Source organism: Myxococcus sp. MxC21-1 (assembly GCF_032612255.1).
GTDB lineage: Bacteria > Myxococcota > Myxococcia > Myxococcales > Myxococcaceae > Myxococcus > Myxococcus virescens.
The window spans coordinates 6,652,205-6,668,392 of the sequence record NZ_CP123278.1; the positions used below are offsets into that span (position 1 = coordinate 6,652,205).

General features: G+C 69.2%; 7 protein-coding genes and 1 pseudogene. 4 read left to right on the forward strand and 4 right to left on the reverse strand.

What is annotated here, in order from left to right; genetic code table 11:
* The first annotated feature begins 183 nt into the window (after nt 1-183).
* The 4 genes and pseudogenes from QEG98_RS29460 (at nt 184) to QEG98_RS29475 (ending at nt 6,807) form a co-directional block, all read left to right on the forward strand.
* Nucleotides 184-1,722, forward strand: coding sequence for an MXAN_5453 family MXYO-CTERM-anchored protein (locus QEG98_RS29460; RefSeq protein WP_410478085.1), 1,539 nt, complete (start codon nt 184-186; stop codon nt 1,720-1,722).
* Nucleotides 1,686-1,769 (forward strand): annotated as a pseudogene (locus tag QEG98_RS29465) (hypothetical protein); the annotation flags it as partial. The gene QEG98_RS29460 and the pseudogene QEG98_RS29465, both read left to right, overlap by 37 nt.
* A gap of 129 nt (nt 1,770-1,898) precedes the next feature.
* Nucleotides 1,899-2,570: a hypothetical protein gene (locus QEG98_RS29470; protein WP_316563680.1), complete on the forward strand. Its 672-nt coding sequence runs from the start codon at nt 1,899-1,901 to the stop codon at nt 2,568-2,570.
* A gap of 295 nt (nt 2,571-2,865) precedes the next feature.
* On the forward strand, nt 2,866-6,807 hold the full coding sequence (locus QEG98_RS29475) for a myxosortase-dependent M36 family metallopeptidase (RefSeq protein ID WP_316567986.1): 3,942 nt from the start codon (nt 2,866-2,868) through the stop codon (nt 6,805-6,807).
* A 126-nt stretch (nt 6,808-6,933) separates the two neighbouring features.
* Here QEG98_RS29475 and QEG98_RS29480 read toward each other — a convergent pair whose 3' ends face one another.
* The 4 genes from QEG98_RS29480 to QEG98_RS29495 all read right to left on the reverse strand — a co-directional run bounded on the left by QEG98_RS29480 (nt 6,934) and on the right by QEG98_RS29495 (nt 16,069).
* The gene (locus tag QEG98_RS29480; RefSeq protein WP_316563681.1) at nt 6,934-9,072 is read right to left on the reverse strand and encodes a hypothetical protein; all 2,139 of its coding nucleotides are present in this window, start codon (nt 9,070-9,072) and stop codon (nt 6,934-6,936) included.
* A 551-nt stretch (nt 9,073-9,623) separates the two neighbouring features.
* Entirely contained in the window at nt 9,624-14,540 is a 4,917-nt protein-coding gene (locus QEG98_RS29485; RefSeq protein ID WP_316563682.1) for a hypothetical protein, read from the reverse strand.
* A gap of 141 nt (nt 14,541-14,681) precedes the next feature.
* The gene (locus QEG98_RS29490; RefSeq protein ID WP_316563683.1) at nt 14,682-15,659 is read right to left on the reverse strand and encodes a peptidoglycan-binding protein; all 978 of its coding nucleotides are present in this window, start codon (nt 15,657-15,659) and stop codon (nt 14,682-14,684) included.
* A 23-nt stretch (nt 15,660-15,682) separates the two neighbouring features.
* On the reverse strand, nt 15,683-16,069 hold the full coding sequence (locus QEG98_RS29495; RefSeq protein ID WP_316563684.1) for a hypothetical protein: 387 nt from the start codon (nt 16,067-16,069) through the stop codon (nt 15,683-15,685).
* Nucleotides 16,070-16,188 lie beyond the last annotated feature (119 nt).

Genomic DNA, 16,188 nt, shown 5'->3' on the forward strand with positions numbered 1-16,188 from the left:
GGCGCGGCGCGCCCAGAGCGACGGTCCCATGGGGGGACGGGGTCCTGCGCGGGAAACCGGCAGTACAGCCCTCCATGGTGGTGGGCTACCTGCCTTGGAAAGGTGGCACGCATGACTCGTGGTGCATCGCTGAAGAGCAGTCGTCGGACCGTCGCTCCCACTCACGACCGGAAGCGTGGCGTGATGCTGGGTGCGTTCCTGCTGGCGGGAGCAGCCTCGGCCGAGCTACCGGACTACACGTTCCAGTTGCAAGCGCGCACCAACCTGGCCGTCAACATCGAGGAGGGCTCGTACAACGTCGAACTGGGCAGCCTCACCTCCGCCGGCAGCTATTTCATTCCCATCACCGCGGACCGGCAGCTGGCCTTCCAGCTCGCCATCACGCGGGAGGGACGTTCGGGCGTCTGGTACGGCCAGAACGGCGAAGGCGGCCGCATCTACCTGCTCCCTGACGGCTTGGGGCCGGATACACGCCTTGGCGAGGTCAGCCTCAACTCACACCGGCAGTTGGTCTTCGCCGTCACCGGAACGAATGACGCGTCGAAGAACGGCATCTACGTGCTGAACGCGGACGAACCAGACGCGCCGCCGCAGATTGTCCGCTCGCCGCTGGGCGCCTCCGGTTGGTCCAGCCTGGTCATGAACGAGGCGGGGCAGATGGCCGCCCGCGTCACGCTGAGCACGGGCTACGCCTACGTGCTGTACACGCCCAATACGACGGGTGGCTTCGACGCGAAGGTTCTCGCGGCGGAGAAGAACGTCGACCCGGGCTACCCCTACACGTTCCTCTACTCCCCGGGCGTGAACGACCAGGGGCAGATCGCCGCGGCGGTGGACCTGCAAGCGCCCAACTCCAGCGCCTGGTACCAGGAGCTGCGCATCTTCAACCCGGATGGGACGTCGCAGGTCATCGCGGACACGCGCGGGCACAACCCGGACTCCAACATCTTCCGCTTCGCCGCCGTGCAGCCCGCCATCAACAACCAGGGCCAGGTGGCCATCCAGGTCACGCTGCTGGAGGCGGCTGGGCGGCAGAGCACCGCCATCCTCCTGTGGGATGGCAACGAGCTGAAGGTGGTCGCGAAGAACGGAATGGACGTGCCGGGCGAGCCCGGCGAAGCCATCGGGACGGTGGAGGTATTCCCGCCCGACATCAACGACCGGGGACACGTGGTCTTCCGGGCCACGCGCAAGTCGGACGGGTTCCGCGCGGTGTGGGTGAGTGACGGCGAGAACTTGAAGCGCGTGGTCACCGAGCACGACATCCTCCCCTCGGACAAGGGTGACGCCCGGGTGGACCAGGAGACCCCCTCCAACCCGGTGTTCTCCGGCATGCCGAGCATCAACCGCCACAGCGACATCAGCTTCGGCGTGGGTCTGGCCCCGCCGGAGACGGACCAGGTGGAATGGGGCACCGCCGTCTACATCGCCCAGTCCTCGCTCTGGACGCCGGACGCCCCGGACGCGGGCACCGACCCCGAGCCCGACGCGGGCACCGAGCCTGACGCGGGCACCGAGCCTGATGCGGGCACCGAGCCCGACGCGGGCACCGAGCCCGAGCCCGATGCGGGCACCGAGCCCGACGCAGGCACCACCCCGCCGGACGCGGGCCCGGGCACCCCGAGCCGCAGCCCAACCCGGAGTCGGACAGCGGCTGCGGCTGCCAGTCCACCTCGGCCGCCGGCCTCTGGCCCTTCGCGCTCGCGGGCCTCATGGGCCTGACGCGCCGCCGCTCGCTGAAGCGCCGCGAGCAGGCCCCGCGCGACTGACGCCCTCTCCCTCCCTTTCGCGGGGGCGCGCCCGAAGGCGGCGCGGCCCCGCAACCGCTTCGCAACGTCGGGGGCGCGGCCTGTCTGGGTCGCGCCCCCGTTGTCTCTACCCTCCTCTCTGGAAGAACGATGCATCTCAGGAAGCAGTGGCTCACCCATGTCCTGCTGGCGTCATGTCTTGGCACCAGCGCTTCGGCCGCTCCACGGTCGAACTTCGACGCCTTCCTCGCGCGGCCCGGCAGCACACCTCTCGCCGTGGCCGATGCGCAGGCCCATGCCCGCGGCCTGCGCGTCGAGCACACGGAGACACGGCTCGGCGTCCCCTCCGTCCTCTGGTCCATGCAGTCCGGCCCGGGCCTGGAGACCGCGGCCCGCGCAGGCACCCGTCCCGAAGACGCGGCGCGCGCCTACCTGGGCCAGGTCGCGGACCTCTACCGGCTGAAGCGAGAAGACGTCTCCGCCGCGCCGTTGCAGGCCGTACACCAGACGGGCAAGGGCGCCGTCATCGTGACCTTCCGCCAGGCGGTGGAAGGCGTGGAGGTGTTCCGCAGCGAGGTGAAGGTGGTGATGACGCAGGCGCTCGCGCCCGTGGCCGTCACGGGCTACCGGCGCCGAGCGAGCTCACCCTCGCGGCCCGGCAACGCACCGGCGCGAACGCCTTCCAGCGCTCCGCGGCGGACGCCGTGGCGGCGGCGTACTCGGACCAGAGCGGCACCCCGCTGGGGGCGCACGCATTCATCGCCGTGGACTCCCGCGGCGGCTACACGCTGTTCGACTTCGAGCCCGGCGTGCGCACCGTGATGCCCGGCCAGCTCGTCGTTCCCGCGCGCGCGAAGAAGGTCTTCTTCACCCTGCCCGACGGCCTGCGGCCCGCCTGGTACGTGGAGGTCAACGCGGGCCCCAAGAGCAGCAAGGACTCGGACTACACCTCCTACGTCATCTCGGCCGTGGACGGCGCCGTCCTCTTCCGCAATGACCTGCGTGCCCACGCCGCGGAGAACACGTACCGGTACACCGTCTGGGCGGAGACGGCCGCGCCGTACCGCCCGTTCGACGGCCCCCAGGGGTCCGCCGGCTCGCCCTTCCCCGGCAGGAGCTGGACGGCTACGACGCCCCGCTGGACGTGCCGCCCAACGTCGTGGAGCTGCGGAACAGCCCCTTCTCGCGGAACGACCCGTGGCTGCCCGCCAACGCCACGCAGACCGTGGGCAACAACGTGGACGCCTACGTGGACCTGGTGGCGCCGGACGGCTACCAGCCAGGCGCGGACCTGCGCGCGGACATCACCGGTGAGCGCGCCTTCAACTACGTCTACGACCCCCACCGCGCCCCGGGCTCCAGCATCGAGCAGATGAAGGCCTCGGTGGTGAACCTCTTCTTCATCAACAACTTCCTGCACGACTGGTACTACGACGCGGGCTTCGACGAGGCCTCCGGCAACGCGCAGATGCAGAACTTCGGCCGTGGCGGCATCGAGGGTGACCCGCTGCGCGTCGAGGGGCAGGACTACAACGGCCGCAACAACGCCAACATGGCCACGCCGGCGGACGGCATCTCGCCCCGCATGCAGATGTACGTCTTCGACGGCATGCCCATCCTCCAGGTGACGGCCCCCGCATCGCTGGCCCGTGGCTACGTGAACGGGGATAGCCGCTTCGGGGCCCAGGAGTACACACTGGACGGTCCGGTGCGGGTGCTCGCGCCCACGGGACGGACACTCGGCTGCACGCCCTTCGAGTCGGGCACGTTCGCCGGCCACGTGGCGCTGCTCGACCGCGGCGCCTGCGACTTCGTCACCAAGGCGCTGAACGCGCAGGACGCCGGCGCCATCGCGGTCCTCGTGGCCAACACCAATGCCGGTGAGGGCCCCCTCTCCATGAGCGGAGACGACGCGCGCGTCACCGTGCCCGTGGCCTCCATCTCCCGGGAGACGGCGGACCTCTGGAAGGCGGAGGTGGCCGCCAACACGAGCACCCTCCAGGTGCGCATGCACCGCTCCAAGGACCTGGACCGTGACGGCACGCTCGACAACACCATCATCGCCCACGAGTGGGGCCACTACATCAGCAACCGCCTCATCGGTAACGCCAGCGGCCTCACCAACAACCAGGGCCGCTCCATGGGCGAAGGCTGGGCGGACGTGCACGCGCTGCTGATGATGGTGCGTGAAGGGGACGACTACGCGCGCGGCGCCTACGCCGTCGGCGGCTACGTTTCGGGCGGTGGCGGCGGCGACGGCTACTACTACGGCGTGCGCCGCGCGCCCTACGCCACCGCACCGACGCTGGCGTCGAGCCGCAACGCGCTGACCTTCCGGCACATCGAGAACGGCAATCCCCTGCCGACGAGCCACCCGCTCGCCTACGGACAGGCGGGCCTCGGCAACTCCGCCGTGCACAGCAGCGGCGAGGTGTGGGCCTCCATGCTCTGGGAGTGCTACGTGTCGCTCCTCCAGGCCCACCCCTTCCAGGAGGCCCAGGACCGCATGAAGCGCTACCTGGTCGCCGGGTACAAGGCCACGCCCGTCTCCCCCACCTTCCTCGAGGCGCGCGACGCGCTGCTCGCGGTCACCGCCGCGAGCGACCCGGCCGACTACCAGCGCTTCCTCCAGGCCTTCGCCAAGCGCGGCGCCGGCATGGGCGCGAAGGCCCCGGACCGTGACTCCATGGACCACGTGGGCGTGGTGGAGAGCTTCGCCGCGGGCAACGTCATCGAGGTCACCTCCCTGCGGCTCGATGACTCCCTGGTGGACTGCGACCGGGACGGCGTGCTCGACGTAGGAGAGACGGGCCTGCTGCGCGTGAGCGTGCGCAACGTGGGCAGTGGTTCGCTCGGCGCCTTCTCCGGCACCGTCACCACCACCAGCAGCACGGCCACGCTGGAGTTCCCCTCGGGCAACACCCTGACCTTCAGCGCCATGGGCCGCGCCGGCACGGCCACCGCCACCCTCCCGGTGAGGCTGGCCGCCGCGCAGCCGAACGCACACGCCGGCCTGCGCATCACCTTCGACGAGCCCTCGCTCCCCACCAGCGCGAGCAGCACGACGTTTGACCCACGGGTGAACTACGACGAAGTGCCCGGCGCGACGGCGGAGGACGACTTCGAGGGCGCCCTGTCCTCGTGGACCTCGTCCACATGGCTCAACCCCTACGGCGAGGCGGACTGGAAGGTCCAGGGTCCGGAGGGCGGGCGCTACATGCACGCGCCCAACCCGGCGGTGCAGGCGGACCTGTTCCTCACCTCCCCGTGGCTGAAGGTGAATGAGACCGGCGCCTTCACGTTCAGCTTCCGCTACCGCCACTCGTTCGAGTCCGACATCTACACCGGCGGCTCCATCTTCCCGTACTACGACGGCGCCGTCCTCGAGTTCACGCACGACGGCCTGCAGTGGTTCGACATCGCCGCGATGGGCGTGGCCTCCATCTACTCCATCGACCCGACGGACGGCTCCGCGGGCTACATCGAGCAGGGGCCCAACCCCCTGATGTACCGCAACGCGTGGGTGGGCCAGAACGTCACGCAGGAGAACGGCAGGACGGTGCGCTTCCCGGAGTGGTCCACCGCCGAGCTGCGGCTGGCGGACATGCTCGCCGGAAAGAACGTCCAGTTCCGCTTCCGCATCGGCACTGACACCGCGGTGGGCGCGTACGGCTTCGACCTGGACGACGTGCGCTTCACCAACGTGGAGCGCATGCCCTTTGGCGGCCGGGTGGACGAGCAGGGCGACGGCACCACCTGCAACCAGCGGCCGGTGGCCAACGCCGGGCGTGACCTCGGCAGCCCCAGCGCCCCGGTGTACGAACGCGCGAGGAACGCCGAGACGGGGGCACTGGAGCTCGTGCGCCACACGCTGGACGGCACCGCCAGCTATGACCCGGAGGGCCAGCCCCTCACCTACCACTGGACGCAGGTGAGCGGGCCGGCGGTCACCCTGGTGGACGCGGACACGGCCACCCCGTCGTTCACGGCGGATGTGCCCGACGACTCCATCCTGACGTTCCAGCTCGTGGTGCGCGATGGCCTGGAGACCAGCGCGGCACACCTGGTCCGGGCCTGGGTGCTCAACGTCAACCGCGCCCCCACGGCGGTGGTGACCGCGCCGGCGGAGGTGGCGGAGTTCTCCTCGGAGCCCGTGACGCTGGACGCCCGCGGCTCGAGCGACCCGGACGGGGCGGCCCTCACCTACAAGTGGACGCAGACGTCCGGCCCCACCGTCGCGCTCAAGGGGAGCTCCGGCGCCACGCCGAGCTTCAAGGTGCCCGAGGTGGCCACCGATACGCAGCTCACCTTCACGCTGGTGGTGAACGACGGCAAGGCCCAGAGCAATACGGCCACCGTGGCGGTGACGGTGCGCAACGTCGACCGGGCGCCCGTGGCGGATGCGGGCTCGGAGCAGGTGGTGGACCCGCTGGCCACCGCGAACCTCAGCGCGATGGCGGTGGACCCGGACGGGGATGCCCTCACCTGGACGTGGCGTCAGGTGGAGGGCCCCACGGTAGAGCTGCAGGGCGCCGACACGGCCACCCCGTCGTTCACGGCCCCCGAGGTGCGCGCGGAGACGGTGCTGCGCTTCGAGGCCATCGCCAGCGCGAACGGGCTGTCCAGCGCCCCGATGACGGCGACGGTGACGGTGCGGCACGCCAACAAGGCGCCCCAGGCCCTTCCGCGGCTGGTGGGTGACGCTCGGCCGGGGGCCCAGGTGACGCTCGACGCGTCCGCGTCCAGCGACCCGGATGGCGACGCTCTCACCTTCGGGTGGAAGCAGGTGGCGGGACCGTCCGTCACCCTCTCCTCCTCCACGGGTGAGAAGGTGACGTTCCGCGCGCCAGAGACGAAGCAGGCCGTGACGCTGCACTTCGAGCTCACCGCGACGGACGCCCGCGGCGGCGCCAGCACGGCGGTGCTCGGGGTGACGGTGCAGCCGGCATCTAGCGGCTCCTCGGGTGGCTGCTCCAGCACGGGCGGCTCATCGCCAGGGCTGCTGCTCTCCCTGATTGGGCTGCTCGCGGGAGCCGTTCGCACCCGGCGACGCGCGTAGCGGCCATCCGTCCCCCTGTCGTGGTGGAGGAGTTCGCTCCTCCGCACGGGGGCACCGATGAAGAGGGCCGCGCCCCCTGGACGGGAGCGCGGCCCTCGCTACTTCACGGGTGCGTCGCCAGCCTGATTACGGCCGGGCCGGGTTCTCCTCGCCGAAGCTGGACGTCGCCGAGACGGCCCAGTCCGCCATCGAGCGGGTGTTGGCCCCCTGATGGCGGAACACGCTCTGGGTGTTCTCCGCCACCACGCCCCAGTCCACCGAGACGTCGAGCGCCGTCAGCGGAGCGCTGTCGTAGGCGCAGGGCACCGGGGTGGCCGTCTCACCGCGGCAGTCCACCGGACGCCAGTGGCCCTCCTCCTGGGCGGCCCGGAGGACGACGGGGTAGTTGGCCGGACGGGCGGTGGTCATGCTCTTGTGGGAGAAGGCCACCACGTCCTGCGTGTCGCCCTGCGGATTCGCGAGGCGCAGCAGGCGGTCATTGAAGGTCGGATGGCTGCTGGTCCCCGTCACGACGTCCCACGCCCCCGGGTAGAACGTCTCGTACGTCTTCTCGTCCTTGGACAGGGTGTCATTGCCCGCAGCGAGCTCGGCCGAGTTCGGACGGAAGTGGATGACGATGAGGTCGCCCGCGGCCACCGTCACGTCCGGCAGGGTCGCCAGTCGGGACACGCTGGTGGCCTCCTCGGTGAGCGTGATGCCCTCAATGGCCCCTGCCGTCACGGCCTTGAGCTCGATGAGGTCGCGGTTGTTCGTCGCGGAGACGTCCGTCGTGATGTTCGGGTTCACCTCGTTGATGATGAGCAGCGCCGGCACCCGGTAGCCCTTGAAGGTGGCCGTCCCACTCACGCTGACGCCGGTGTAGCTCTTCACCGACGGGTCCACCGACAGCGTGTACTGCGTGCCGGGCTCCTGGGCGGTGGTGGTGAGCACCAGGGTCTTCTCGTCGAGGGTGTAGTCCGTGGCGGTCAGCCCGCTGTCGCCGAAGGTGAACTGGGTCGCCACGTCCGCGAGGGTCCCCGGGTCGATGCCGGGCTCGAACGTCACGCGCAACTGCGTGGGCGACAGCGGGACCACGGTCTGCACCTTCAGGGTGACCGCCGTTTCCGAGCAATCCACCGAGAAGTCCGACACCGAGAAGGCCGTCACCAGGGGCATGGGGTAGTACGGCGTCTGGGGATTGGGGGTGTTGGTCGCGTCGTCGTAGCGCCACATCACGCCCGCCTCGACGGAGACCCGGCAGTTCAGCCCGACACCGATGAGGTCGGCCAGCCCGGTGGGCATGCGCAGCCGCGGCCCCAACCCGCCCGTGAGCGGGGTCCCGTCCATCGCGAACTGCGCGACCTTATAGCCGGTCCCCGCCTGCTTGCCGGCGCCCGCCGTGGTGGTCACCCTGCCGGTCACCCGGACGAGCCGGCTCTCATATTTGTCGAGGTTCGCCACCGCGTCGTCGGTGACGTGCGTCACCAGGCCGCCGTCCGCCGCGAGCTTCCGCACGGGGTGGCCCGAGCTCAGCTTCTGGAAGTCGGAGATGACGCTCGCGGTGTCCAGCTTGTAATCCGCGGCGGTGTTGCCGGACTGGAGGAGCTTCGTGACCACCTTGAAGGAGACCCGGTCCCCCACGGCCACCTGCGCCTCGTCGGAGTGGCTGACGAACAACGCGGGGCCTTCCGCCGTGGCCTGCACGAAGAAGCCGCGAGGCTCAACGCTCTCCGGAGTGATGGCGGTGACGAAGGCGCCGTGGAGGGACAGCGGCTCGGGCAGGTCGCCCGTGGGGGCCGTGTGGAAGGCGGCAATCTGCGCGTTCGCCTCGTCGAGCCCCGTCAACGTTTCGCACCTTCCAGCGGCGTTGCAGCTCTGCCGCGCGGTGCACTGGCTGTTGTCGATGCACTCCACGCACTCGCCCTGCCCGTTGTCCCGAGCGGTGTCGCACAGTGGCGTCTCACCACCGCACTGCGCGCTCTCGGTGCAGCCGCACACGTTGTTGTCGCTGCACACCGGCTGGGCGCCGTTGGCGCAGTGGCTGCTCTCCAGGCACTCCACACACACGCCCGGGGTCCCGGGCTTGCACTGCGGCGTGCCCTCGGCACACTCTGCGTTGCTGCCGCAGCCCTCGCACACGCCGAGACCGCCGTTGCCGCCGGCGTTGCAGACCTGTCCCGTCAGACAGCCCTGGGCGCTGCCATCGGCGCCCTCGAGACACGTCTTGCAGCTCTTGCTGGTGATGTCACAGACAGGCGTATCACCGCCGCACTGCGCGTCGCTCAAGCACTGGACGCACACGCCACGTCCGTTGTCCGCCGACTCGTCGCACACGGTACCGCTGCCACATCCTGCCGCGCAGGGAGCATCGTCGGGCACGCATTTCTCATCGACGCACACGTACGGGGTCGCCCCCGTCGACGCACAGTCCGATGAGGTCTCGCACTCGGGCGAGCAACCCGTCACCCCGAGGGCAACGGCCAGCACGCCGAGTGCAGCCAAGACACTTCGTTGTCTGTTCATGTTGGGTATCTCCAGGTTGGCTGCGCAATTCTCATACGCGCCGCCGCAGCAAGCGTCCATGCACTTGGCCTCCAACGCGGCCCAGTGGATGTGTCACGCGCCGGAGTCACACCGCTTGTGCATCAGGAACCGTCGGCGAGTGCTGATGGCATGCGTGGCTTTGGCGACCCACGCAGCGGAGGTCGCCGTCACTGGATGTGTTTAGATAGAGAGTGGCGTCAGACTTGTGACTCATGAAAGGCCGGAGACCCTCCAGCACGCTCTGCGTCACGGCCTGACGCGCCGCCTCCAAATGACTGCCCCATGCCGAGGCCCTACTCAGTCGGCCCCGTCTTCTGCTTCTTGGGGTCCGCCTCATCCCCCTCCTCCCAGACGGGAGGCGGTGGCGGCACGTCATCGCCATTCATGAGCTGCACCTCTTCGTTCTCTTCGGCGCTCGCAGGCGGCCCCATGAACTTGCGCTTCTTATGGTTCGACGGCGCAACCTGTCCCGAGCCCGCGAAGGACTGCGACGACGGGGCTCCTCCACTGAAGCCCGAGTTCGAGAACGCCGCGGTCTGCCAGGCCGCTGGGTCCATCGCCTGGGTGGCGTCGTCGTCCTCCCAGTCCTCGACGACGACGCTGGGCTTCTTGCGCTTGATTCCCTCGGAGGAAGTACGGCCATCGCCGGCGGACAGGAAGTCCAGGGACTGCGACTCCTCGACGCCCTGCATCGAGTTCTCGTCCTCGACGACCTGCCGCTTCGACGTCGCGCTCTTGACGTGGACCTCTGTACAGCGCCTGCACAACGCCTCCAGGCGCTCGCGCAGATAATCCAGCGTCCGAGGCGCGTGTTTGTCGAGCTTCCCCAATTCCGTGCCAAGAACGATGTGCCCCTCATCGTCTCGTTCGAGCACGAGCCGGCGGTACTGGCCGCTCTCCACCTTCTGGGTGAGCACGTCCAGGTCCTCGTCGAACATCGCCTTGTTCTTCTCGTAGTCCTTGTCCGACAGCAGCCCCGTCTCAGGGGACGTCGCGCCGGAGAAGAGCAGCGTCCTCAACGACACGACGTTCGGCTGCCCCAGGACGCTCGTGCTGGAATCATCTCCCATGGAGGCAGCCTGCCTCATCACGTCCGAGACCTCTTGCACGTGGAGGTCCGACGCCTGCTGCCGCACCACGGCAGGCACGAGCACGTTCACCTGCGGGACGACCAGCACCGTGCCCAGGTGCGTGTTTGCCCAGCCGATGAGTTCGTCGATCTTCTTCGTCAGGTACGCCCACGTCTGGGGCGCATTGCCCGGCAACCTGGCGACGCCCGTCCCGATGTCCACATGGCCCCGCGAATGGTTCCACGGCACCACCAGCGTGGTGTACTTGCCGCTCTTCAGGAGTTGGACGGCCTCGGCACAGTCCTCATCGATGGCCTGCTGGTTCTTCGTGAGGTCCTGGTCCTCCATCCCCTTGCCCGGCACCCAGCACGTGCGAATCCCGAGCGCATTCGAGTTCATCCGGATGACGGCCTGCGTGTCCGGCTGGGGGTATCTGGCCTTCTTCGCGACGGCGTTCTCCCCGAAGAGGAAGAGTGCGTGCGGGTGGTGGGTGGGGGTGTCGAACTGGAAGTAGCACGTGTGAGGCCACTTGCAGACCGGGCCCACAGTGGGCGGAGCCGACGTCGCGGTGGCGCTCTGCGTCGACGTCGCCGCTGACCGCGGAGACTCGACCTTCTTCGAACCAGGCTGAGGTGCCGTCCCCTCGTCGCGGCGGCGGCGCTCGCTGAGCGCTCCCAGTTCGGCGGGGAATGCCGCGGCCGCGGGAAGCGGCGCATCCGTGGGCCCCACCGCCTCGTAGTGTGCGTTGCCCAGGTTCGCCAGCCGGAGCAGGGGCCGCGCCGCGTGGCCCTCGGTGCGCGGCACGAAGTCCACCAGGTCCGTCCAGTACGAAGTCGCCCCCGTCTGGGCGAAAATCTCGAAGCGCACCTGGAACAGGTGGGACGCCGCCGCCAGCACCACGTGGTCGCCCCATGCCCTGTCCCGGCTCATGGCCCGCAGATACTGGCGCCAGGGGTCCATGCCCGCCACCCGGCGATACGCGGGCTCCTGCGGCCAGGCCACACGGTGCCAGTCGAGCAGCAGCCCCATGTCCTGTCGGAACGTCGCCGCCGTCGAGGGCCCCACCATGCCCCCGTCGTCCAGCGACTGCCCGGCGAGCAGGTCCTCCAGGTGATTGACCACGACCTGGCGCACCTCGCGGTGGTGCGCTTCCGTACCGAAGAACAACTGGGACAGCGCGCGGAACAGACAGTCCCCACCGCCCGCGTTGTGAACCCGCCCCTGGTGGATGGAGCCCAGGTGGGTGTCCAGCGAGATGCCCTGGCCGCCCCCCTTGTCCTTCCCCATCTCCGACTTCAGCGCGGGCCGATGGACCCAGTACGCCTCCGGGTCGAAGTCCGCGCTCCGCAGCGCGGCGAACGTCTCCCGCCACTGCATGGCCTCCGCCACCAGCGCGTTGGAACGGGCATGGTCCGAAGCGGGGACCTTCTCCGCGGCGTCCAGAATCGCGCCGAGCGCCTCCGTGGCTTCGTCATCCATGGCCTGGGACTGCTGATAGGCGGCACACAGTGCTTCCAAATGCTCCAGCTCGGAGGACGTCGTCTCGGTGGCGACCTCCACCTCCTCCACGACCAGCGCCTCCTCGCCGCTGTAGATGAGCCGCAGGTCGGAGACGAGCGGCATGTGGTCGCTCAGCTTCTTCGCGGCGGCCATGACCTCTTCCCAGCGCGCGTCCTCCGAGCCCGTGAGCTTCACGCCCGGGGCACGCAGGTGGTCGAAGATCCGCTCATCCTCGGGCAGCGCCGCGTCCTCCCGTTGGATGAGCCGCCAGAACGGCTGGAGGTGCTTGGGCAGCAAGTTGCCGTGGATGAAGAAGAGTCCCTTCTCCTTCTCGTCCGCGAGCGCCATGGGAAACGGGATGACGTAGACCGACGCCTGCTCCAGCATCCAGCCATCCGTCCGCCGCGAGTACACGAGAATCTTGTCGTAGCCGCTCGCCCCGTAGCGCTGCTGCGGAGGCGTGATGAACGACTCGATGTGAGCCAGCACGTCCTCCGCGGACGAGAACATGGGCCGCAGCTCGACGCCCGTCGACGTCTTGAAGGGGGCGAACATCTCCGGCTGCACCCGGCTGTTGACGAAGCTTCGGAGCGTCTTGAGCGAGCCGTCCCCGAACGCCTTCTCGCTGTCCACGGCCCAGCTACCGAACTTGCTCTTGGCGATGGTCGAGAGCTGGGGCGCCATGTCGTACAGGTGGCTCGCATCCGCCCCGGGCCCCAGCAGCGTCTGGAAGAACTGGTGGAACGACAGGCGCTCCACGCAGGTGTCGATGTACGGCGTGCCATCCTTCGCGAGCTCGGCCTTGGGCCGCGCGGTGTCGATGTTCAGGTCCGAGAGCACCACGCCGAGCACCTTCTCCCGGCGCTCGTCCTTGCAGTACTGGAGGAAGGCGCGGAAGTCCGTGCCGCGTGCGTTCTTGTTGCGGTCTCCCGGCGCGGGGGGATGCCACGCCACCACGCTCACCTCGGGCGCGTTCTTCACCTGCGCCAGCCGCACCGGAATCCGGATGGGCTCCCGCTTGCTGTAGAGACTCTTGACGGGCTGCGCCTGCGCTTCCTCCGCCTCGTCCCCCATCGTGGTGTCGACATCCATCGACGGGGATTCGCCACCCGGCGAGCGCTTCGCCACGTAGGCACTGAGGTACGAGATGGCCGATTCGTCCACGTCCAACTTGGACTTCCGCCACAAGACGCCGTACGCCTCATCTTGGGTGTAGAGCCCCTTGACGGGCTTGTCGGGCACCTCCGCGGGCCACGACGCGTAGACCTCCTCACCGCGCGCCTTGCACTGGTCGTTCAGCGCATCACGAATGCGAAGGAACTCGCGCAGCCCCGCGTGCGACTCCGGCGCGTCCTCCACCTCGCTCTTGCGCTCCTGGTACTCGGCGAGCTTCTTTTCGTAGACGCGCTGCAGATGCGCGTCGTTGGAGCGGTGCAGGATGTTCTCGAGGACCTGCTCCTGCCTGACCGGGACATCCTCGGCGTCCAGGCCCGCGATGACCGCCAGGTAGCGGTGGAACAGGATGCCGCAGTGCTCGCGGAGAAGCGTGATGCCAAGCTTCGCCAGCTCGTCCCGCTTCGCCTTCTCCTTCGCCTCCGCGCCGCCCTTCTTCGAGTCCTTCTCCGTAGACGTGTAGCGGTTCGCGTGGGGCTGGAGCCAGTCGTAGTAGCCCTCCTCCACGAGCAGCCGCACGCAGAGCAGGCAGTAGGCATCCAGCTTCGCCTTCTTCTTCCCGTGCACGTCGATCGACGTCGCGACGAGCGTCTCGGGTGGCTCCTCGTCTTCTTCGTCGTCCTCGCCCTTCGCCTTTTTCGCCGGAGGCTTGCCGAAGCGCTTCACGAGGTCTGGCTCGCATTCCGCCCAGGCCGCGTCGAGCCGGCCCTCGATGATGCCCAGCTTGCCGGCGCCCAGCGCCCGCGTGGTCTCGCTCCATTCGATTTGAGAGGGCTCCCACGCCTCGGCGTCCGTGTCCTGCGCGTCACCTGGCCAGATGGTCCGCCGCACGTGCTCCGCGAAGTGCTTCGCCAGGTCGTTGAGGAGCGCCGCCTCCTGAGCCGCAATCTGACCGACCAGTGTGCCGGAGGCGGTCTTGACCTGGTAGCCAGTGGGCTCGACGAAGGCCGACGCCAGTTGCTTCAACACCAGAAGCTTCGTTCCGCTGCCTCCGCGGCCCGTGTGTTGCTTCATCGGGACTGGAGGCTTGGGCTCCACCAGACGAATGCCACCCTTCTTCTTCAGCTCCAGGATGGTGACGATGTCGGCGTTCGCCGTGCGGATGACATGGGCCAGGGCGGCAATGGTCCACGGCTTGCGCACCGGGAGCGTTCCACTCGGGCCTCCGCCCAGGTCCGCGATGTTCCACAGGAGCGTCCGCAGCGGGAAGCTCGGCGGAACGACGGGCTTGTCGGAGACGGTGGTCTCCGCGCCCAGCGGAACACAGCGCTCCTCGGCGACGTCGTCGCTCATCGTGTTGGACGGTGGCGACTCCGGGGGCGTGATGTCGTCGGTGACCAGCGAGGCGCGGAGCGTCTCATCACGCATCTCGCTGCTGGAGAGTCGGTATGGCTCCTCGTCGTCCAGGAAGTCATCCAGGACGTCGTCATAGTCGCCACTCTCCAGCCGCTCGATCTCGGTCTCCATCGAGCCAAAGGAGGGGGGAGTGCTGGGAGGCTCGGAGACCAGCACCGCTCCGCATTCCAGGCAGCGAGGCGGCGTCACGGACAGGTCCCGCATCGTGCCGGGCGCGCAGTTGGGGCACTGCATGATGAAAGACCTCCAGTGCTACGAGCGGTGCAACAGGCCCAGCGCGGCGCAGGTCGCCTCGTCGGCCTCTCCGCTCGGCGGCAGCCCGAGCGCGTACTGGAACCACTCCACGGCCAGGCGCGTCTTCGGGCCGAACTGGCCACGCTCGCCGCCACAGGAGAACCCCAGGTTCTCCAGCCGCTCCTGCAAGCCCTCCGGAGCGCTCGTCGAGCGCAGCGCCGCGAAGCGCAGCGTCACCTTGCGCTCGTCGTCGCGGCCGGGCGAAACCGTCACCTCACCCCGCGCCGCGCGAGCGGGCAGGACCTGCGCCATGCGGCCCTCCGCGTCCGTCATTCCCTCGCGCGCGGGCAATTCCTCCTCGTCGTCCAGCCACACCTTCAACAGGTAGGGCTGGTGCGCTCGGGGGTGGTGCGTGCCATCGCGCAGCACCACCACCAGGGACAGGGGAAGCCCGATGCGGTGAACCACATGCCGGAAGCCGGTCTCCACCGTCGTCCACTCATGGGCGAACGGCAGCACCTCCACACGCGTTCCCGGAGCAGGAGCCACCTCCGGGGTGAGCGGCTGCCCCGTGCTCGCATCGATGAGCCGCGAGGGACGCACACCCAGCTTCGCCGCCAGCACCGCGAGCGACTCCGTCCCTTCGCACGTCCAGGACAGCGGCTTCGGCCGCGAGACGGAGCCCCAGCGAGGCGCTGCGCCCGCGGCGCGCGGAGGCAGGGGAAGCCGGCCGAGCACCCGCCACAGCGCGGGCTCCACGTCGAGCAACCGGAAGCGGTAGCGCCCCTCCTCGAGCCCCTCGAACAGCGCGACGCCGTGCTCGTCGGTGCGCGTGCGCAGCGCCGCGTCCGCCGTCCCCTGCGCCAGCTCCACCGCCACGCCGGATAGCGGCGTCTCGCGGTCATCGACGACGACCACCTCCACCTGCCCCTTGCCCGCCTGCAATGGGCATGGAGCAACCGCCGGGTCCTGCCGTGAAGTCGAGGAAGGGGGCATGAGGCATCCAGGGAGAGGAAAAGTCAGCGGCCCTCGCCGGGCGGGGCGTGGCGGAGGCGGAAGGCCGCTTCCTTCCGCTGGTTCTGCGCTGCCACGTCCTCGCGGCGGCGGCGCTCGCGCACCACGCGGTGCAGACGCGCGACAGGGTCCGAAACGGAGGCGTCATCCAGCCACGAGCGCATCCACGCGTGGCGACGCTGTGACTCGAAGTCATCCCCCAGCGACTCGGCGAGCCGCACGTACACGCGCACGTCGTCGAGCGCGAAGATGCCCCGGTCCACCACCTTGCGCACCACCGGCTCGAGCCGCTCTCGGGTCCATCCAGGCTCCGCCGCCGAAGGCTCCGCGAGGAGCGCCGTGACGAGCTGCGCGACGCGGCTGTCCATCGCGGCGCTGCGCAACGAACTCATCTGCGACTCGCGGATCCGCAACAACGTTGAAACCGTCCCGTTGGAGTGACGCGAGATTATTTCCGTTTCACGCAAATCAAACAAGGTGCCACGACGCGCTCCAGGCCGAGCACCAGGGC